This is a genomic window from Microcoleus sp. AT9b-C3 (assembly GCF_036705485.1).
Classification (GTDB): Bacteria; Cyanobacteriota; Cyanobacteriia; order Cyanobacteriales; family Microcoleaceae; genus Microcoleus.
On record NZ_JAUBUR010000039.1, the window covers coordinates 40,394 to 60,491 of the forward strand.

General features: G+C 45.0%; 18 protein-coding genes. 10 read left to right on the forward strand and 8 right to left on the reverse strand.

Features of this window, described 5'->3' with window-relative positions:
* The coding region (locus tag QUB77_RS26245; protein ID WP_333323593.1) for a hypothetical protein at positions 1 to 504 on the reverse strand (504 nt) is incomplete at its 3' end.
* A 76-nt stretch (positions 505 to 580) separates the two neighbouring features.
* Between QUB77_RS26245 and QUB77_RS26250 the strand changes: the two genes are divergently transcribed.
* Positions 581 to 823 carry a hypothetical protein gene (locus QUB77_RS26250; RefSeq protein WP_333178888.1) on the forward strand — a complete coding sequence of 81 codons (243 nt, stop codon included), beginning with the start codon at positions 581 to 583 and terminating at the stop codon, positions 821 to 823.
* Between the two features lie 180 nt (positions 824 to 1,003).
* On the opposite strand, the gene QUB77_RS26255 is transcribed toward QUB77_RS26250, so the two are convergent.
* The 4 genes from QUB77_RS26255 to QUB77_RS26270 all read right to left on the reverse strand — a co-directional run bounded on the left by QUB77_RS26255 (position 1,004) and on the right by QUB77_RS26270 (position 7,258).
* On the reverse strand, positions 1,004 to 2,206 hold the full coding sequence (locus QUB77_RS26255) for a catalase (RefSeq protein ID WP_333178891.1): 1,203 nt from the start codon (positions 2,204 to 2,206) through the stop codon (positions 1,004 to 1,006).
* Positions 2,207 to 2,403: 197 nt separating this feature from the next.
* The gene (locus tag QUB77_RS26260; RefSeq protein ID WP_333178893.1) at positions 2,404 to 4,050 is read right to left on the reverse strand and encodes a peroxidase family protein; all 1,647 of its coding nucleotides are present in this window, start codon (positions 4,048 to 4,050) and stop codon (positions 2,404 to 2,406) included.
* Between the two features lie 84 nt (positions 4,051 to 4,134).
* Positions 4,135 to 5,178 (reverse strand): DUF2235 domain-containing protein, encoded by a 1,044-nt coding sequence (locus tag QUB77_RS26265; RefSeq protein WP_333178895.1) that lies wholly within the window; start codon positions 5,176 to 5,178, stop codon positions 4,135 to 4,137.
* 637 nt (positions 5,179 to 5,815) lie between these two features.
* The gene (locus tag QUB77_RS26270) at positions 5,816 to 7,258 is read right to left on the reverse strand and encodes an MFS transporter (protein WP_333178899.1); all 1,443 of its coding nucleotides are present in this window, start codon (positions 7,256 to 7,258) and stop codon (positions 5,816 to 5,818) included.
* Positions 7,259 to 7,489: 231 nt separating this feature from the next.
* Here QUB77_RS26270 and QUB77_RS26275 point away from each other — a divergent pair, with 231 nt between their 5' ends.
* From QUB77_RS26275 to QUB77_RS26300, 6 genes are all read left to right on the forward strand, one after another.
* Complete coding sequence (locus QUB77_RS26275; protein ID WP_333178902.1) at positions 7,490 to 7,696, forward strand: hypothetical protein; 207 nt, start codon at positions 7,490 to 7,492, stop codon at positions 7,694 to 7,696.
* Positions 7,687 to 7,842 carry a hypothetical protein gene (locus tag QUB77_RS26280; RefSeq protein ID WP_333178905.1) on the forward strand — a complete coding sequence of 52 codons (156 nt, stop codon included), beginning with the start codon at positions 7,687 to 7,689 and terminating at the stop codon, positions 7,840 to 7,842. Before QUB77_RS26275 ends, QUB77_RS26280 begins: the two co-directional genes overlap by 10 nt.
* A gap of 226 nt (positions 7,843 to 8,068) precedes the next feature.
* Positions 8,069 to 9,208, forward strand: a complete 1,140-nt coding sequence (cbiD, locus tag QUB77_RS26285) for a cobalt-precorrin-5B (C(1))-methyltransferase CbiD (protein WP_333178908.1) — start codon at positions 8,069 to 8,071, stop codon at positions 9,206 to 9,208.
* Between the two features lie 347 nt (positions 9,209 to 9,555).
* Positions 9,556 to 11,157 (forward strand): glutamine-hydrolyzing GMP synthase, encoded by a 1,602-nt coding sequence (gene guaA, locus QUB77_RS26290; protein ID WP_445251774.1) that lies wholly within the window; start codon positions 9,556 to 9,558, stop codon positions 11,155 to 11,157.
* 383 nt (positions 11,158 to 11,540) lie between these two features.
* Positions 11,541 to 11,756: a hypothetical protein gene (locus tag QUB77_RS26295; protein ID WP_333178913.1), complete on the forward strand. Its 216-nt coding sequence runs from the start codon at positions 11,541 to 11,543 to the stop codon at positions 11,754 to 11,756.
* 155 nt (positions 11,757 to 11,911) lie between these two features.
* The gene (locus QUB77_RS26300; protein WP_333178916.1) at positions 11,912 to 12,808 is read left to right on the forward strand and encodes a pirin family protein; all 897 of its coding nucleotides are present in this window, start codon (positions 11,912 to 11,914) and stop codon (positions 12,806 to 12,808) included.
* Positions 12,809 to 13,181: 373 nt separating this feature from the next.
* Here QUB77_RS26300 and QUB77_RS26305 read toward each other — a convergent pair whose 3' ends face one another.
* Entirely contained in the window at positions 13,182 to 13,757 is a 576-nt protein-coding gene (locus QUB77_RS26305; RefSeq protein WP_333178919.1) for a TIGR04376 family protein, read from the reverse strand.
* A 337-nt stretch (positions 13,758 to 14,094) separates the two neighbouring features.
* Entirely contained in the window at positions 14,095 to 15,324 is a 1,230-nt protein-coding gene (locus QUB77_RS26310) for a hypothetical protein (protein ID WP_333178922.1), read from the reverse strand.
* A 70-nt stretch (positions 15,325 to 15,394) separates the two neighbouring features.
* On the opposite strand from QUB77_RS26310, the gene QUB77_RS26315 reads away from it, so the two are divergent.
* Positions 15,395 to 15,688 carry a hypothetical protein gene (locus tag QUB77_RS26315; protein ID WP_333178925.1) on the forward strand — a complete coding sequence of 98 codons (294 nt, stop codon included), beginning with the start codon at positions 15,395 to 15,397 and terminating at the stop codon, positions 15,686 to 15,688.
* Positions 15,689 to 16,005: 317 nt separating this feature from the next.
* Here QUB77_RS26315 and QUB77_RS26320 read toward each other — a convergent pair whose 3' ends face one another.
* Positions 16,006 to 17,928 (reverse strand): ABC-F family ATP-binding cassette domain-containing protein, encoded by a 1,923-nt coding sequence (locus QUB77_RS26320; protein WP_333178928.1) that lies wholly within the window; start codon positions 17,926 to 17,928, stop codon positions 16,006 to 16,008.
* Between the two features lie 216 nt (positions 17,929 to 18,144).
* Between QUB77_RS26320 and QUB77_RS26325 the strand changes: the two genes are divergently transcribed.
* Together QUB77_RS26325 and QUB77_RS26330 are read left to right on the forward strand one after the other, a co-directional pair.
* Positions 18,145 to 19,263 carry a DUF262 domain-containing protein gene (locus QUB77_RS26325; RefSeq protein WP_333178931.1) on the forward strand — a complete coding sequence of 373 codons (1,119 nt, stop codon included), beginning with the start codon at positions 18,145 to 18,147 and terminating at the stop codon, positions 19,261 to 19,263.
* Positions 19,260 to 19,964 carry an MAE_28990/MAE_18760 family HEPN-like nuclease gene (locus tag QUB77_RS26330; RefSeq protein ID WP_333178934.1) on the forward strand — a complete coding sequence of 235 codons (705 nt, stop codon included), beginning with the start codon at positions 19,260 to 19,262 and terminating at the stop codon, positions 19,962 to 19,964. Before QUB77_RS26325 ends, QUB77_RS26330 begins: the two co-directional genes overlap by 4 nt.
* Positions 19,965 to 20,098: the final 134 nt, after the last annotated feature.

Genomic DNA, 20,098 nt, shown 5'->3' on the forward strand with positions numbered 1-20,098 from the left:
CACTTCGGAAACAGATGTCACCTGACCTTGAACTTTTAAAAAGTCATCTTTAACTTCTTCAGGCTGTACGTCGGACACTTCGGAAACAGATGTCACCTGACCTTGAACTTTTAAAAAGTCATCTTTAACTTCTTCAGGCTGTACGTCGGACAGTTGGGAAACAGATGTCACCTGACCTTGAACTTTTACAAAGTCATCTTTAACTTCTTCAGGCTGTACGTCGGAAACTTGGGAAACAGATGTCACCTGACCTTGAACTTTTACAAAGTCATCTTTAACTTCTTCAGGCTGTACGTCGGAAACTTGGGAAACAGATGTCACCTGACCTTGAACTTTTACAAAGTCATCTTTAACTTCCTCTTTGAGAGTCGGGGCAATGTTTTGAGGTGTGGTTGGGGCGATCGCACTTGATGGTAATGAGTCTAGAGACTGGGCAAGTGTGGTATCCTGAAACGTGAGTACAAGTAATATTGGGAAAATTGACAAAAAATACTGTATTCGCATAAACTCCTTTTCATAACCTATTTTTGTAACAATATAATATAGTAGATTCAGTCCTAGACGCAACTGGCACATGGTGATGAGTGCGATCGCCACAACTGACTCAGGAGTGCGATCGACGGATTTGGACTATCCTAGACCGACGTTGGCGATCGGCAATAAACCTGGTTTAATCCAATTCCCGATCGCACATACGGAATTTTTGATAAGGTGCGATCGGCAAACTAATTTTGCGTTTTGTGGATGGAAGAGTCGCGATTTCAACTTGCTGATCTACTATGAGCTGTTACTTTTTGCAAATAGTATAAGTAAATCCACTTAATTCAACATAAGCTCGGAATGGCTCAAAAGCTTGATATACAAGCATTCTTCCTTCTACTTACCACCATCTAACCATGATAGCAATTGAATCTGTTGACTAGGGATTCCCTCAAAGTAATAAAAGCAAGACCAGTTAGTAAGGGAATTAGTTTGGTGTTCTTTTTGCAAGACATCTAATCCCTTAAAATGTTTCTTCTCCGGTTGGTTCGTGGTGGACAAGACCTCGCTTTTGAAGGCGATAATTCGCTACAACGGGGTAAACCACACCGCGTATTCGATTGATCGCACCTACTGGACGATGAACTGCTAAGCCGTTCCAGGGAGAATATCTCAGGTTTTCGTTGAAATCAGATTGTTTTTCATAATCAATAATCTGATGCTTGACGGTGAGACGACCTACTCTCAAGAAGGGTGATTCCTTTTCCTTCCAAACATTGATGCCATCGTCGATCGGCATTTTTAGGCTGGTTTGGAACTGAATGCCAAAATCCCACCAGTATTGAGCGTCAGGTTTCGCCAAGGCTTGAATTAGATCGTCCCGGTAATAATTGTCTGGTTTATTGGGATCTAAACCCAAGGCTTTAGCGCGATCGACAAACGGAATTTTAGGAATTCCCGGTCGAGATTGTTCTGGAATTATCTCGTGCGGTGGTTTGCATGAAACCGGAGTAAACCCATACTTAATTACCGCCGGATATTCGACAGGAACTAGACCAGGCTGGGAGGGATCGAAATCGGGATTGAGACCCAAAGCAGAGGGTGAACCGCTCCAATATTTGGCTGTTAGCAAACTCTTCGGAGTCCGGCTACCCGTAAGCGTTGACACCGCTATAAAGTGTCTGGGATGTCGTATTAGCCACTTTTTCAATGTCTCTGGTGATTCAACCAAAGCAGAAAAAAAGCCGTAGTAGTCTTTAATGGTTTGGCTCACAAATATCTCTGAATTGTGAACAATGATGTCCTGGGTTTTTGACTCGTGGCTTTGCGGGAGTCGTTCCCCTTCCACCCCCATCACTTTCACTGATATTGAGCGGGAATCTTTTTGGTAATCAGGGTATACTTTGGTAGCCCCGTTAGCAAATCGCAACCAAACAGGATATTCTTTGGGTTTTGCCAGCAAACCTTGCTTAAGGGAAATCGCATTGAGTCGCGAAGAACTTAACGAAGCGCGTTTGCCCAATTCCCGTTTAATCGCTTCCTCATCAAAGTCAAAAATTTCCAGAGTTCCTTTAACGCAAGCATGAGTTTTGGCGTGAGTATCTCGCAACGCCCGCTCCTTATCCCCGTAAAGATTATCCATCCGAAGTTTGGCCTGCTCAACCAAAAGATCGTAGTATTTGAGTTCGTCCTGTTCGGGATATTCGGTAAATAACTTCTTGCTCATAAATAACCTTCGGTTAATCGCTAAAAAAGGTTCTACACAAACCGTTGCCTCTGTTAAATAGTATAGCTGCTGGTGCAATTGCTCCCGAATTGCCGTAGGCTATGCTTGCGAAAACATCGCCTTTTTATTCCTCATTTTTGAGGGCGCAGGTGTCTTGGCGCCCCCAACTAATTTGAGTCTTAGTTGTCAGCTACAACTTAAAGATCGAAGGAGACTTTGTACTTGGGATCGCTTGGAGGAACATTACGATTCACTAAATCAGAGACTGTTTTGGTATTTTGGATAATTTCCCAACCCACCTCGGAAAAAGTTTCCTTATTGAAGACTTTAGGCGATAACAAAGGATTAGTTAAAGCTTGGGAGAAAGCATCAATGCCAATTATCCGTGCTACTAAAGGCGGAATTGCTGAATTTTGGCGGACATCTTCAGCGTACAATCCGACAAATAGTTCAATCTTATCAACATGACCGTACAACTCTTTTAATTTCTGTTGAGCGTATTCGTCACCCGTAATTTGATTGAAATCTGTAACCCTGGGATAACCACACATTTCGCGGTAATCGTTATAACTGGCTAACTGCGCCTGCCGTCCGAGTTTAACAGATGCTAGTTCGGTAGCATCAATAAATGTATAGGGCGTTCCTGCGATTTTAAAATCAGGTGTGTTAAACAAACCAATTCTAGTGCCTGGTTGCGAACAAGTTTCTTCCATCAATGCACCCAACCCTTTATCGATTAACATCTGATTATTCCAGAGGGAATCGTACATGGATTTTTCTTTGCCATCATAGATAAAGGTTTCAGGAACCGCACTATGCCAGCGATAGACAAAACTAAACTCAATCGCCATCCAATTTTCTCGATACCAACTTTCCTTGGTAAAAGCTTCTGGATCGGCAAAGAACCTAAAATTATAGGGTGTAATGTGGAAAATGTACTCTTCCATAATGATATTGAGAACAATCACCATGAGAATATTTCTCGCGGTTTGGAACAGCCTCTCATCGTCCCATTCCGGATAGCTTTTGGACAAAACATCACAAATTCGATTATGCTCCCTGATACATAAAGTGTTGAGCATGACATAGCCAATTTGGACGTTGGCTCGTTCAACTCCCATTGCAAATAGCTTGCCTTTCTTTTCGGGGGGTTGTCTTTTCTCATCATTAAGGGGTGCATGAAGACCTTCAAATTGAGGATCGATAATACCGTGCTCAGCATCTGCATAATAAAAGAGTGGATACTCTTCTTCTACGCCATCTTGTCGCTTGAGTTTTTGGGTTTTAAATTTACCGTCTTTGAAAGCTCTGAGCATGTTTGTTTGTTTGCGGGTCAACCCGTAAACATTACACATATCAATTTGATGGTTGGAGGTATTTTTGAAGCGATTTTGCTGATCGATCCGGAGAAAACTATCTGTAAACCACTGCACCCAATAGGGAAAGAGCAGAGTCGATTTGTCCGAATAAATGGTTTTTCCGTCTCTTTTTTGGAATAAGGTCTTTACTTTGTCCAGTGGTGGTAAATTCCCTTCTTTGTTAAATTCCGGATCGGGAGGTAAATGTCGCCCAGTATAAGTCTTGTCTGTAAGTGAATCCCAAGAGATGTAGGTATCAGTTTTCTTGGGAATATCTGTCCCTGGAATTTGGGGATCTAAGCCCATTAAGCTATAGGGAAGCGGGCGAGTCGGAAGTTTGTAAATGATGCTATTGAGAAAAAATTTGTTGAGTTTACGTTTCAGAGGTTTGTAACTTTGAACTAAGTTCCAAATTGGTTTGAAATGAGTCAACGTATATGCTAAAGCTTTGTTGCTCAATCCATCTCTAGATGTATCTCTTGTCATGATTCCTTTTCCTTTCGCTCGTTGTAAATTAGGTAGATTACAAAATCTTCTGATGTTCGGTTCTGAGAGTATGATAAAGTTTTATCATTTTTCTCTCTTTTCAATTACTTTGGAGAGAATTTTTTGCAGATTCTTAGGCCGATAGTCTTGGCGTTTTTCCAATCGCTCGATCGCGCTTTCATGAAGATCCTCAATGGTCTCCCCCACCTCGCGCCACTTGATTCCTGCCCATTTGAAGAACCCAGGATCGTTTTTAAATGGAGCCTTATAATCAGGCTTGATATCCTCAATGGCCTCTGGATCGAATTCAAGCTTCAATTCAAAGTCACTGATTTGATCCAACATCCACTTCAAGACAGAATCTGATAACCCGCGGGATTCTGGCGTACCACCGCCGATGCAGCTATGCGCGCCTGGAAACCAAACTTGACGAAGCTTTTGGTTCGGGGCATCAGGATTTTTCTTCATCAGGGTAACATCAAAGACTTCGCGAATTTCGTCGATCGCAACGGCGTGCAACGCATTCTCAATATCCTTATTTAAAGTGGTGTCGTGGAATTTGTACCTTGTTTTGATCTGTCCCTCAAACTTCTTCAAGGCGGGTACAAGAGGAATACCGAGGGCTCCAACGGTGTCGAAACAACCAAGCAAGGTAATCGGGACGCGCTCGCCGTAATCTTTTCCGTAATCTTTGCGGAAACTCTTTGCTTCCTCATCATTTGGTTTAATGCCTCGGTTACGGTAAAGCTCGTAAGCTTCTGATGCCTTGGTAACATAACGGCGAGATAGGAGACCGGAGCAATAGATCATCCCCGCTAGACTCCTGACTGTGTAGGCACCGCGACTGAACCCGAATAGATAGATTTCGTCACCGCGATCGTAGTTGAAAGAAAGAAAACGGTAGGCATCTTGTATATTTTTATCGATTCCCAGCCCAGTGACTCCGCCCACAATCTTGTTACTGTCTACTCCAATTCCCTCGTCATAAAACACGATCTGCGGAACCCCGTCACTGGCTGTCCGTTTCACGGCCTGGGCAACCCTAACCACATTAGTTGGGCACTGAGTATCTAGTTTGTTCCAAGTTCCATCACAGCAAACTATCAGACGTTTCCCTGGTTGCGTCATTTTTATATTCTCTATTTGAATTTGAAATTTGATAGCGACCTGTCATTGCTCATCGGTTACTTGAGATTGCCAATTCCGGTGTTTCTATCCCCTGACACCGATCGCCGATCGTTGATTGCTGGAAATCGATATTTTGCTGGCAATCTTTAGCTTTTTCGATTCTCAGGATATTAGTCCCAAAATACCCTAATAGTCTAGTTGGCTGTATTAAAATGTTAATTTTATTTATATTTCTTAAATTAAAATATGTACAGCGTGAAATAGTAGCTTTAGTTCTGGGAAAATGCTCGCTTTTTCTAAAACGTAAAAAATTCAGAGCGTGAAATAGTAGCTTTGGTTCGGGAAAAATGCTCGATTCTCCTAACAGAAGTAGCGATCCGACGCCCTAGCCAAGCAACCTTTAAACACATTTACGCTCTCTCTGCCTTGTCAGCTTTTAAAACAGCTATATCTTATAGATTTATGGGTTGGCTGCAAGATAATAGTGACGTATTGGGCGAACACATAGCAGGTTTGGACTATGTTTTGGATTAAAATTTGTTGCAGCGACTATCAGCTTTTCTGCGATGTGCTTGAATTGTTTAACAATCTGTGGGCTTTTCTGGTTTCTCGATCGGTAAATTTGTGCGAAAAATTCCTAGTCGCGGTTTAAATTGAAACATCCCAAAGTGGGGACGATCGACCGCAGCGACTGGCTACGAGGTTCTCGCACCAAAACCAAAGGCAGAAGAGCAATCAAGCGAACACCAGCCGAGAGGGCAAACACTGCTCCCAAACTCATGCCAGGAAGTTCGGCAAGAAAGCCGCCGGCGGTAGTTCCCAAAGCCCCAGCTAATCCCGCAACTGCTGCGGCGATCGCAAAATAAGTCGAAGGTTGCTCGATCGACGCTATCTCCATTTGAATATTGTTAGTACAAAGCCCGATCGCGCCTAAAGTCGTTCCCCCCAACAAGTGCAGCAGCGGCAGCCATACCCACACCGCAAACGGGTAATTGCCCGTACCCAACCACAGCAAAGGCGTTATCGCCACCACCAGCCCCACCGCAATTAGCAGGGGGCGATTTCCCCAGCGATCGGCCAACTTACCCCAAAACATCAGCAGCAGTAGATTTGCGCCGGAACTTAAGCTCGTGTAAATCGTTACCAAACTCACATCCAAGCTTAAATTTTTCAGCAGGTAGATATTAAAAAAAGGCGCGCTGAGATTGACAGCAAATGTCCACACGCTCAAGTAAAAAATAAACATTAAGAAATTAGCATCTTTCAGCACAGAAGGCACAAAATCTGTTATTTGCTTTTCTTTTTTCTCTGTAAGTCGATCGCTCTGTGCATTTTTTTTGTATACCTGGGGATTCACATCAACCATGAAGGATTGACACACCAAACTAATCATTCCCGCCAAAACACCCACCAATAAAACAATACCATAGCCAAAAATTGTGCCGCCCTCCCAACTTGACACTCCCAATCCCATCAGCGGCACTCCCAACAAAGTGATGAGGCTGACAGCACTGTTGCGAAAGCCAAAATAGCGTCCCCGCAAGCGCTGAGGAACTACAGCAGCCATCCAACTGAACCAGCTAGAATTGGCCAAAGCTGCCAGCATACTAGCTGCTACGACTGTTACCAGCGTCCATTGCAGCAGTAGGTGGGGGTCTGCGTGCTGGGAACCCCAAACAATTGCCACCGCGAGTACCAGCCACAGCAGCCGCGACACGCCGAATACAAATAGGTTGTACCACCGGCGGCTGGTTGTGCGGTCTGCGATGTAGGCTCCTAGTGGTTGCAGGAGATTTACCACCATCGGAATAGCAAAAAATATACCTATTTCCACGCTGCTTGCGCCGAGTTGCAGCAAAAAGTTGCTCAGCAGCACCCCGGTGGTCGCCGACTCGAAGATAGTGGCAAAAACGCCGTCTAGAGTTGAGGCTTTCAGGGTTGAGCGAACGTCTTTTTTAGAAAATTTGAGAGCTGTTTTTGCAGAGAGAACGAGCTGAAATATTTTCGGGTCTACTATTTCTACTATTTCTGGAGTCGGAAGAGATAGAGGTTCATGTAACTCTGCAACTGGTTCCACCATAGTCAATCGATTTTAGATTGTAGATTTTAGATCAAAAACTGCCAAACCCAGGTTGGCCAAGAGTTTGAGGCTGGCTGGCCATTCAATTATTTTTCACGCGCTGGTGTCAATAAAATTTAATCTTGCTGTTAAAAATTGCTGAGCTAGCCTGTTAAGATAAAACCAGCCCCACCTTCAAGATGTGAGCTTGAAAGCTAGACTGGCACTTCCGGGTAATGGTTATTAATATAGATGGCAAGCGATCGCTGGGACATCAACCGCTTGGGAGATTTAAGTTTGCTAATTCTCAAAAATTACGTTTTAGGGCTTAACCAGGAAGCGATCGCTGCATTTCGCCTGCCAAAAATTGCTCGAATTCCGCCTCAAACAAGTCGCCCCAAGGGCCAAAGCAAATTTCGCGCCCGACCCTCCATTCCGCTCTCAAACCTTTGCGGCTAGCTAAATCTATAGAAGGAAGTACGATCGACTTGCCCAGTATAGATGCTAACGATTTGTACCTAATTCCTGGAATCCGTTTGTTCAGTCCCAGCGATCACGATCGAGATTTCGGGTTGTTTATGGAAATCCCCCGCACCTGCCCGTAAGGCTTCGGAGTGGGTTTTTGGCGATTTTCTACGAGGGCTCCGCTAACGCACCTCAAAAAAATTGTGGCTGATATCGGCAACTGCTAGGACAAAATTATTACTTGACAAAAATTACCCTAACTGCAGATAATAGCAAACCCTAAAATTAAGCTTAAATGTTTGAGGGGTATTATTGCTACAGCGTGATGTCCAGCCTCAGCAAATTTACCGATTTCTGCATTTGATCGTGACCAAAACTCAACCTTTATCCGGGTATACACTCCCAGTCTTTGCGTGTGCAGCCGCACTTGCAGCTTTGCGGTGCTTGCGTGATGGTATTAAGTCTCTAGATAGCGTATCAGTAAATTTACTGGAACCACAAATAACCGCAGAAATTCCGATCGAACAGGCGTCTGTACTCAAAACTGGTACCGCTTTAGGAGTAACTCGCTCTGATCCGGGGGAGAATCTCGATCTGACTCGCAATACTCCCGTTTGGGCAATGGTGGAATTGGGGAATTGGGAAGACGGAGGGGGGGAGAGAGAGGGAGAGCAGATTGTGATTCTCGGCGGTGAAGGTATCGGGCGTCACACAGTCGGTGGAGGGGCAGCAATCTATGATTACGCAATGCGGCTGTTGCGATCGAATCTGAGCCGAGAACTCGCACGGGGAGAAAAAATTACTGTCACCCTGATTCTCCCGTCTGGGCGACAACTAGCCACCCGCACTTCTAACGAAGCTTTCGGCGTGGTAGAAGGACTTTCGCTGCTGGGTACAACTGGCATTTCTCAACCGCTGAGCGCCCCCGGACAGTTGGAACTTTACCGCGAACAATTGCAACACAAAGCCGAACTGTTTGACTGTTTGGTTTTCTGCATCGGCGAAAACGGTTTGGATTTGGCTCGACAACTGGGGATTAATCCTGAGAGGCTCGTCAAAACCGCTAATTGGCTCGGCCCGCTGCTGGTAGAAGCAGGATATCAGGGCGTGCAGTCAATTTTGCTCTTTGGCTATCACGGAAAACTGATGAAATTGGCTGCGGGAATTTTTCACACTCACCACCACCTCGCTGACGGGCGCAGGGAAATTCTCACAGCTTACTGTGCTAAGGCCCGAATGCCTGCTGATGCTTGTTCCGCAATTTTTGCGGCAGCGACAGCCGAAGAGGCTCTGGGGCAACTGCGGGCTTTAGACGCCGAGTTTGGGAGCAATTGGGTCGATCGAATTTACGGCGACATCGCCCGACAAATAGACTTGCGCTCATCGGATTGCATTTTTACTCACACCAACCGGAGAATCCCCGTGGGATCGGTGATGTTCGGGCGCGATCGCAAAATTATTGTTAAAAGTGATATAGGAGATACATTTTTGACCCAAATTTGTTAATGTAGTGTGAATATCCCTGAATTCTGTTTAAAACATCGCTCAGGGATAATATTTAACAAGTAATAATTCTCTGTCCCTAGACCTTAATTATACTAGGTTGCTTGGGGACGCAGTTTTTGACGCAAGAGTTCAATTAATTAGGGTAAGGATTGAAGTAAATCTATGCTTGGCCTCGACCCTATTAATCGACTACGATCGCTGACTGCAATCTAGTATAAAGAAGATTTATTCCTAGCGACTAATGCTTGCTCGCCTTCCTCAGTCTTGTACTGAAGCAGCGACAAATACCTCCCCTACTTTCTGCCCAATTAGCAATTAGCAATTACGCAATAACCGTGACTACTCAAATAGAAACTGAATCCGTTCTCGCAAACTCTTTTCTGGAGCAGATAGAGCGCCAGATCATCGTGATTCTCGACTTCGGTTCGCAATATTCCGAACTGATTGCTCGTCGAATTCGTGAAACTCAAGTATATTCAGAAGTTATTTCTTACCGGACTACCGCAGAACAGTTAAAAGCTATCAATCCTAAAGGAATTATTCTTTCAGGAGGCCCGAGTTCTGTATACGATGAAAAAGCACCCCAGTGCGACCCAGAAATTTGGAATTTGGGAATACCAGTGTTGGGAGTGTGTTACGGGATGCAGTTGATGGTAAAGCAGCTCGGAGGCACGGTTGAGCGATCGAAGTTAGCGGAATACGGCAAGGCATCGCTATTTATTGACGATCCTACGGATTTGCTGACAAATGTCGAAGAGGGCAGCACGATGTGGATGAGCCACGGAGACTCCTGTACTGAACTGCCGACGGGTTTTGAGATCCTCGCTCACACTGACAATACTCCGTCTGCTGCTGTTGCTCACCACGAGAAAAATTTGTACGGCGTTCAGTTCCATCCAGAAGTAGTTCACTCGATCGGGGGAATAGCTTTAATTCGCAATTTTGTTTACCACATTTGCGAGTGCGAACCGACTTGGACGACAGCTACTTTTGTGGAGGAATCGATTCGGGAAATTCGCGCGCAAGTGGGAGATAAACGAGTTTTGCTGGCTCTATCGGGGGGTGTAGATTCTTCTACTTTGGCTTTCTTGCTGCATAAGGCGATCGGCGATCAACTTACCTGTATGTTTATCGACCAAGGGTTTATGCGGAAGTATGAACCAGAACGGTTGGTAAAATTATTTAAAGAGCAATTCCACATTGACGTTGAATATGTTAATGCTCGCGAACGCTTTTTAGCTCAACTTGAAGGGATTACCGATCCTGAAGTAAAACGCAAGCGGATCGGTCACGAATTTATCAACGTATTTGAAGAAGAATCGAAGCGTCTGGGTCCCTTTGACTACCTGGCACAAGGTACTCTTTATCCTGATGTGATTGAGTCTGCTGACACTAATGTAGACCCGAAAAGTGGCGAGCGAGTTGCTGTTAAAATTAAAAGCCACCACAACGTGGGGGGTTTGCCGAAAGATTTGCGATTTAAGCTGATTGAACCGCTGCGAAAACTGTTTAAGGATGAGGTGCGAAAAGTCGGCCGGTCGATCGGGCTTCCCGAAGAAATCGTGAACCGGCAACCTTTCCCCGGCCCGGGATTGGCGATTCGGATCATAGGAGAAGTTACCTCAGAGAGACTAAATATTTTGCGGGATGCTGACTTCATTGTTCGCCAAGAAATTAACCGACACGGATTGTACGGTGAACTTTGGCAAGCTTTTGCAGTTTTGCTACCGATTCGCAGTGTAGGGGTGATGGGCGATCAGCGCACTTATGCTTACCCGATCGTCTTGCGATTTATTAAGAGTGAAGACGGGATGACTGCTGACTGGGCGCGGGTTCCTTACGATTTGTTGGAACTGATCTCGAACCGGATTGTGAATGAAGTTAAGGGGGTGAACCGGGTGGTTTACGATATTACTTCTAAGCCACCGGGAACGATCGAGTGGGAGTGATTTGTAGTTAGCGATTAAGTAGGCGGACTAATTTTTTTGTCTGTCTACTTATTTGGATTTTGGATAAAAAGTCAACAGTCGTTACTTGTTGAGAATTGCTTGAAGAAGAGGTACTTCTTCCTATGAAGGTCTGAAACTTTTGCACAGCAGGAAGTTCAGACTCGTGCAAGACGAAAATTATCACGGTGTGATAGTCAAAGGGCGGAAGGTGGGTTGTAATTTTTCCACCGCTGCATTGGTTTCAATGTTGTGACTTCGATCACTGGTAACACGGACTTGGTTCACCCAATATTTTCAGTATTATCACGCAAAAAAACCAGCACCATCACTTGCTCTTAGAAGAAACCACGAGATGATTAAGGTGTCGAGTTCAAAATCATCCCATGTCTCCAGTTAATCTTCTCCCCGGCGCTATCAACGAATTAATTGCCACTGTCACCGATACTCACTGCGTTACCAAGGCTGACCGCTACGGCATGATGGCCGCCATCCTTGATGAGTCCATCAGTGAAGAAGAACGTGGCTCACTCGATCGTCTGATTCGCTCCCTGGTCAAAGGTCGGATTCAAGTCAGTGACGAACTCTCCATCATCTCGTAAGCAGAAAGCTCGTTGAGAACTCGACACTCTACAACAGCTTTCGATTGGGAAAGTTTAGACCAGTCACTGATATTGCGATCGGCCTCTACAAGGATAGCTTTTTGTATAATGCACTTTTGACATAGACAACTAGCGTTCGCAACTTCATAAACATTATGACGGATACCATCCAGCATCTCATTGAGCCACACATTCAAGATTTGGGTGGGTTCCAAGCCCGTCGCTTGCTTCCCTCAGACGTTCTAGCACTGGTAGGCCCGTTCATCTTTTTTGACCATCTGGGCCCTGCGGTGTTTCCACCCGGCCGGGGCGTGGATGTCAGACCGCATCCGCACATCAACTTAGCAACCGTCACCTACCTGTTTGAAGGTGTTTTGCTGCATCGCGATAGTGTGGGCAGCGTTCAAGAAATCCGTCCCGGTGCGGTGAACTGGATGACAGCAGGGCGAGGCATTGTCCACTCCGAACGCACGCCTGACGACGAGCGCAGCAAAGAAGCCATCCTGCATGGCATTCAAACCTGGATAGCACTTCCCGATGAATACGAAGAAACCGACCCCTGGTTTCGGCATCATCCGGCTTCTGAGTTGCCTGTTTGGGAGGATGCAGGAGTTTCGTTCACTCTAATTGCCGGTGAAGCCTATGGTCGTACTTCCCCAGTTCAAATATTTTCACCCATGATTTATCTGGACGTGCAACTGACTGCTGGAAGAGAATTTACCTTACCGGGCCATTACAGCGAACAGGCGGTTTACAGCGTAACAGAGGGGCTTTTGATCGATGGAGTGCCTCTGGAACAACATCGGTTGGCAGTTCTAAATTCAGGCAGTGAAGTAAAAATTTCAGCTTCAGGCAAGGCTCGTTGTATTGTGATTGGCGGTGAACCTGTTGGTGAGCGGCATAAGTGGTGGAATTTTGTTTCCAGTCGGCACTCGCGCATTGAGCAAGCTAAACTCGATTGGAGAGAGGGACGGTTTGATCGGGTTCCTCAAGAGACAGAGTTTATTCCGCTGCCAGAAGAGCCACCTTCTCAACCAGAGCAACCGTTGTGAATAACCGCAGCGATTTAAATTAAAAAACTGTTTGTTAATTCAGAATCTGTCGGCAATATCAATAAATATGGTTTTGTTTACCTCTTTTTCAGCCATTATTATTGATATTGGTGGATTGACAGCCCGGAAAAATCATAGGTTTTGTTAGTTGACTAGAGCTTTTGCTCATACCATAAATGTGCAACGCTAATTAATTAAGTGAGAATATTGTAGGGATGAGTGATTAATTGTCGCTATAATTTTAGGATGGTAATTATATAAAGTATGAGCGATCGATCGCAATACCTGAGAGTCTGGGGGGTTGACGAATAGTTGCACCAGGAATCCGAGTTCCGGGTGAACCCGTCCTTACAGGATTGGGATGCTTTTGTAACTATCGGCCTATATTCCGCTTCATTTGATCGAGTTCTTCGTCTGCTTCCCAGCGTTGAAACTTTTCTTCTAAAGGATCTGCCGCATTAAAACTGTTATAATTTGAACTCTGATTCCAACCCTTTGTATCCCAATTCTGCTCTTTTTTAGTGGTAGTTTGAGTTGCAGCTTCTGCCGCTTTTGCTCGTACTTCTTTTCGCCGTATTTGAATTTGGCGGTACAGTTCTTTGGCTTTTTCAATCCGTTCTTTGCAGCCTTGCATTTGACCCCAGCGCTGATTTCCCTGACGCAGCAAAGCTGCTTGCCGCTCTTGGGCGGCTTGAGCTAAATCGAGCCTTTGAGCAGCTTTAGCTTTGTTGATGCGATCGTTCCAGCGCTGAATTTCTTGGGCGGCGGAGAGAATTTCGGCTTGCAGTTTTTTCTCTTGTTTTTGGATATCGAGAATCAGCCGCAGAGTGTCTTCTTCTTGTTCCTTCAGTTGTTCTTCTATTGCTTGCAATTCCAGATGGGGATTGCTACGCAAAAATTCTTCTAATCGGGTTTCTAGAAAGCGGCTGAAATCATCAAATAAGCCCATTTTTTATAATTCCTCAGTCATCAGTTATGAGTCATTAGTCATTGGTCATTAGTTATTAGTCATTGGTTCTTAGTCACTGGAGATCGATTATCGATCCTTAGTTGTTAGTTATAGCGGAAGAAAGTTCGGCAACGAATTGGGAAGCGATTTAACGAATAGAAGGAAGAAGCAATAAGAGCAATGGTTTCCACAATTAAGAACGTCTTGGCGGTTCATATATTGTAACTGTTTTCACTGCTCGTGATATACAGCCCGATCGCTGCCCATTACTGATTACCGATGGTCTAACTCATAACTAATGACTGATGACTAATGACTCATAACTGATGACTGATGATTAGAACTTTTGCCCGACAAAAACCGATCGCACATCTCCTCCCTTGCGGATAACGGCTTCTTGATTTTTGATTTCTGCCAACGTCCAACCGCTAGCGCCGATGCTTTCGCCGACATAAATTCTGCGGGCTACGCCGTCTACTTCAAACAAAGCAGCCGATCGATCGCCCAACTCCAAAATCCCTACCAGCGTATGCGCGGAAGTCGGGGCGCTGCTGACGGCCGGTGCCGATTGCTCGGGCGCGGGCGCGGATTGCTGGGCTGCTGCTGCTGGAGGCGCTGGTGCCGGTTCGGTTTCGCGAGCCAAAATCTTTGGTTCGGGAGACTCCGAGGGGGAAGGGGAAGCGGCGAGGGGATCTCGACTGCCTGCAGCGGCGATCGCACGACCGGAGGCTGGGGCCGCCGGCGATGGGGACACTGCGGTGGTTTGAGGAGCAGCCGGAGCAGCAGCTACCGGAGCCGCCGGAGCCACAGTCACCTGAGCGGGGGGAGGGATGACTACAACTTGGGGTGCTGGTGCTCCCGGCTGCGAGGCAGCTTGTTCGAGGGCATTAGCAATGCGGTTGACTGCTGTCGAAAGACCTGCGGTTGCCGGCGGTGCCCCGGAAATTGGAATGCTCGGCAGCGTCCCTGGGGTGGGGGCTCCGGGAACTCCTGCAAGTTGGGGGTTAGCTTGGGGTGCTTTTTTTTGTTCGATCGCTTCTAGCGAGCGCTGCACGTATTCGACAAACGGGGTGTCTGGTGCTGTTTTGCCACTTGCTGCGGGTGTCTCTGGTGCGGGGGCGGCGGGCAAGCGCACCAGTCCCGACCGGCTTGCGAGCCATAACCCCATGACTAGCAGCAGCGACCCACAGGCTGCTCCCAGCAGGATTCTGTCGAAGGATTGTTTGGACTGCTGTTTTTTGGCTGTTTCTAGGGCGACTTGACGGGCGATGGCTTCTACGTCTTTTTCCGCCCCCTGCGGCTGGGGGGGTGCCAACTGCGACAAAACTATTTGAGGTACAGAGATCGACTTGAGCGCCACGAATTCAGGCTGCACGGGTTCCGATGGCAGTCCGCCGCTGCCGTCGAATGCTCGATCGACTCCTTCAAACAGTTCGTCCATCAACTGATCGGCGTAGGACTCTACCGCCACTGCTTCGGCTGGCACTGTTTCGACGGTCGCAACCACGGAGATCGGATCGGACGCTGATTCCAAAGACATCTGTTTGGCGATTACTTTTTGAGGCATAGTTTTCTCTGATTCGCGCTGCTCGACAACCCTGAGACTGTTAACTTTTGACTTCTACAGGATACTTGTGATGTTGACCAATTCTTGGCTCAGGACAGGTCAATTGTATCTCACTCATCACCATATTTTTAGTCCTCGGCCAACTTACTTGGTGCGATCGACTTTTGTTGTACCTGTTTTGGGCTTTTTCGCCCCTGTTTTCTGCTACCAGTCTTATTTGCTTACGCTGACTTTTACTGCATATTCTACTGCTTGTGTCAACCCCACCCTCCGGGTCTTCACAGTTTTTGACATACAGCTTTACTTGAGGCGATCGCAAAAAAGCGGGTTTTTTGTCGCTATTTCCGAGCGCATTGCAGCTTAGACAAGGATTTTAGACTTTTACCAGTCTTAAGTTTGTTGGTCAGTTTGCTGGACATTAGTAACAAGCAACCGATCATATAACTTTAATACCATAGCTTCATCACACTTAGGGAATAAATTGTCAAAGCTTGCCAAATCCTCGGCTAAATAAGCACTATTCCTAAGATTTTTTTTACAATACTATTTTTGATACCAAAAGGAAAAAATATTAAAATTTGTCAATATATATTTGTTTCAGCATGAAATTTTTTAACTCATAATTCCTCTAGCTCCTGTCATTGTGAGCAGGAGCTAAAGACAACGCTCGGACAACCCCAATTAACCCACCCGTTCGGCCAATTCCAACCAGCGCTCAGTCGCCCGATCGATCTCCTGCGTCAACTGAGCCAAACGATCTGATAACTTCTTCATCTCTGCAAACCCGCTGGGAGCATTGTTAGACAAAATCTTCTCAATGTCTTCTTTTTCAGCTTCCATCTGCGGAATTTTACTTTCTAATTGTTCGTATTCCCGCTTCTCATTGAAAGAAGCTTTGGTAGACTTTTGAGTGAAAGTGGGGGATTTTGAAGTGTTGGAGTCAGCGGGGCGTGTAAGTTTTTCTTTTTGTTTTTGCCCTTGGATTTCCTTAGCTTCTTCCGCTTTTTTGTAGTCTAAATACACCGAATAATTGCCGGGATACAAGCGCAAATTGCCGCCCGGTTCCAAGGCGAAAACCATGTCGATCGTGCGATCGAGAAAATAGCGATCGTGGGACACCACAATCACGCAGCCGTTAAAATCTTCGAGATAATCCTCCAAAACCGCCAAAGTCTGCACGTCGAGGTCGTTTGTCGGTTCGTCCAAAATCAGCACGTTTGGCGCACTCATCAGCACTTTCAATAGAAATAACCGGCGCTTTTCCCCGCCCGAAAGTTTGTTAATCGGTGCATACTGTTGGTTCGGTGGAAACAGAAACTTTTCCAACATTTGAGAAGCGGTAATGATTTCTCCATCCGCCGTTTGCACTAATTCCGCGACACTTTTCAAGTATTCAATAACTCGCTGGTCTTCGTTCGGCGTCAAATCCTCTGAATGCTGGTCAAAATAACCGATATGAATGGTTGTGCCAATTTCGACAGTACCCGAATCCGGCTGAATGCGTCCGGTGATGATATCCATCAGCGTCGATTTTCCCGCACCGTTGCTGCCAATAATTCCTATCCGGTCTTCCGGTGTGAAATTGTAGGTAAAATCTTTAATTAAAGTGCGCTCGCCGTAAGCTTTACAGATATTCAGTAACTCAATCACCTTCTTACCAATCCGGCGGCCCGCTGTGGCAATTTCGACTTTGCCGTTGGCCGTTTTGAACTCCTGGGCTCGCATATCTTTAATGCGATCGATCCGAGCTTTTTGCTTGGTACTGCGCGCTTTCGGCCCGCGTTTGAGCCATTCCAATTCGCGCCGCAATACACCCGCGTGTTTGCGAACACTGCTGGCGGCGGATTCTTCAGCTAGGGCTTTTTTCTCCAAGTAATAAGCGTAATTGCCAGCATAATTGTATAGGTCGCCGCGATCGATCTCCAGGATGCGATTGGTAACGCGATCGAGAAAATAGCGATCGTGCGTAATCAGCAGCAAAGCACCGCGATAGCCGTTCAAATAGTTCTGCAACCACTCCACAGACAGCGCATCCAAGTGGTTTGTCGGTTCATCCATCAGCAATACATCGGGCTCGGACAACAATGCCGTTGCTAAGGCAATTCGCTTGCGGTAGCCGCCGGACAAATCGCCAATTTTTGCATCAAAATCCTCAATCCCCAACTTGGTCAAAATCAGTTTAGCTTTAGTTTCCAAATCCCACGCATCCACCGCATCGATGCGTTCAGACACTGCAGACAGACGCGCCATCAACTTGTCGGTATCGCCTTTGCCGTGGGACAATTGATCAGAAATTTCCTCGTATTCGCGCACCAAAGCCATTTGTTCGCCACTGTCGGCAAATACTTGCTCTAAGACAGTGTGATTTTCGTCTAAATCCGGCTGTTGGGGGAGATAAACAATTTTAGACCCTGGATTGACCCAGCGATCGCCAGAGTCGATCGACTCCAAGCCTGCAATCATTTTCAGCAGCGTTGATTTCCCGGAACCGTTAGTGCCGATGAGTCCGACTTTATCGCCTTCATCGAGGCTGAAGCTGGCATCTGTCAGGAGTTCCTTGATGCCGAAGTCTTTTTTGATCGATCGTAGAGTAAAAATAGTCATCTGTTGTATAGAAAGTCATTTACCTGACTTAGTTTAACGCAAGTTTGATCGAGTCCGGTTGCATCACTTACGCACGTCCAGGTCATAAACTAGGTTTATTCGCAGACATCTAGCGATCGAGATTTTTCAGAGAAACCCGGTTGATGAGGCTAAGTCCTGCTATACTTTGATTATAGCTACAGCTACTTAAGCAAAGTTATATAGACGCAGGTTCTTATGTCTCAAGCAGTTAGGCAAGACATTATCAGTATCGCCGAAGAGCAAATTGACGAAAAAAGGCAGGAAATTGACTACGACACTAGGGAATTCACGATCGAATTCATAGTCAATAAATACCGAGAAAAGGATGATGATGATTTAAGTGATATTTATGTCCCTGAGTATCAAAGAGAATTTGTATGGGATATTAATCGTCAATCTAGATTAATTGAATCCATAATTCTTGGTCTGCCTATTCCTGTGCTCTTTGTCGCCGAAATCAAAGAAACTGGAAGACTAGAAATTGTTGATGGTTCTCAGAGGGTTAGAACGCTTGCAGCTTTCATGACAAATCAGTTGCGATTGACAAATCTCAGAACATTAGATTCTCTAAACGGTTCCTCTTTTAAGGATCTCGCACCCTCACGCCAAAGAAAGTTTAAAAACACTCCGATTAGAATGATAGTTCTCTCAGACAGGGCTGATGAGAAAGTAAGAAATGATATGTTCGATCGAATCAACACCAGTAGTCTCGATCTAACTCCTATGGAGAAAAGGAAAGGTGTTTATAGGGGTGATTTTACAGACTTCATCTTTGAGTGTGCTACCAATAAAAAACTCATTGATCTTTGCCCAATTTATAGATACTTCCAAAATAGAAATGAGGAAGCTGAACTCGTTCTCAGATTCTTTGCTTTTGCTGAAACCTATCCAGAATTCAACCTTGACGCCGAGAACAATCAAGCGGATCTTCAAAGGACAGGGGTTGCTAGATTTCTTGATGAGTATGTTATGTTGAAAAACAATCATTTTCCCAATGAGGAAAAGCAGAAGAAGTTATCTGATTTTGAGAGGATGTTGAATTTTGTGCAGAAAACTTTTCCAAGTGGCTTTAAGAGAGAGCATGATTCTGATTCAACTGCACGCCCTTACTTTGAAGCTATTTCAGTAGGTTCTCATCTAGCTCTTGAGCAAAACCCTAATTTAACTGTTCAAAATTTGTGGCAGCCTTCCGAAATAAATAATCAAACCAAATTATTCCGTATTCCAATAGGTCGCTACCAAACTCATAAGCCTGAGAATATGAAAGAAAGAATTGACTATGTTAAGAACAAACTTTTAAGTCACAGCCTATGAAAGATTTCATCAGAGACTTTAACAGGCGATTAGCAGAGATTCAGAAATATTTTGAGTTAGTAGAGAGAATTGAAGAACTTGGTGCATTTTCTACTAACTCAATCACTTTCCCATCAGGTGAATATATTGTTGATAGCGATCTCCAAAAAATCTTGAAATCTCATTGTTACTTGCTATTATACAATCTGGTAGAATCTTCTATTAGAAATGGTATAACTGCTATTCATGATGTTATTTTAATCGAGCAATTAACTTATAAAGATTTAAGTCCGAAAATAAAAAAAATGTGGTGCCTGAACGATTTAAGTAAAAGCTTCACAGATTCCTATATCAAAAAAGATACTGTAGCAGACAATCTTCATAAATTACTTAAATCAGTTTTAGATGATGAGATGGTTTCATTAAATACATCTAATATTCCAATATCGGGAAATTTGGATGCTACAACTATCAATGAACTCATACATATGTATGGTTTTGTTGGAAATTTAGAAGTTCCTAGTAGAGAAATAAATCCTATTCTTAATAGGCTGGTTAAAGTACGATGCGATTTGGCACATGGAAATGTTTCGTTTTGTGACGCATCGAATCAAATAAGCTGGAGCAAGTTAGTTGATGACAAAGACAAATTGGTTATATATCTGACTCATATGCTGAATAATATTGATGATTACATTGATAGTAAGAAATACAGAATCTAGCTGAGCGACTGTTATGATGACCCCACAGGAAATGCACTGCAAAATAAAGATATCGATGTATAGCAATCCTAAATGATTTTCTGTGTGTAACTATATTGACGTATTTTGGGGAAATCAAATGTATGTTCGTTAGT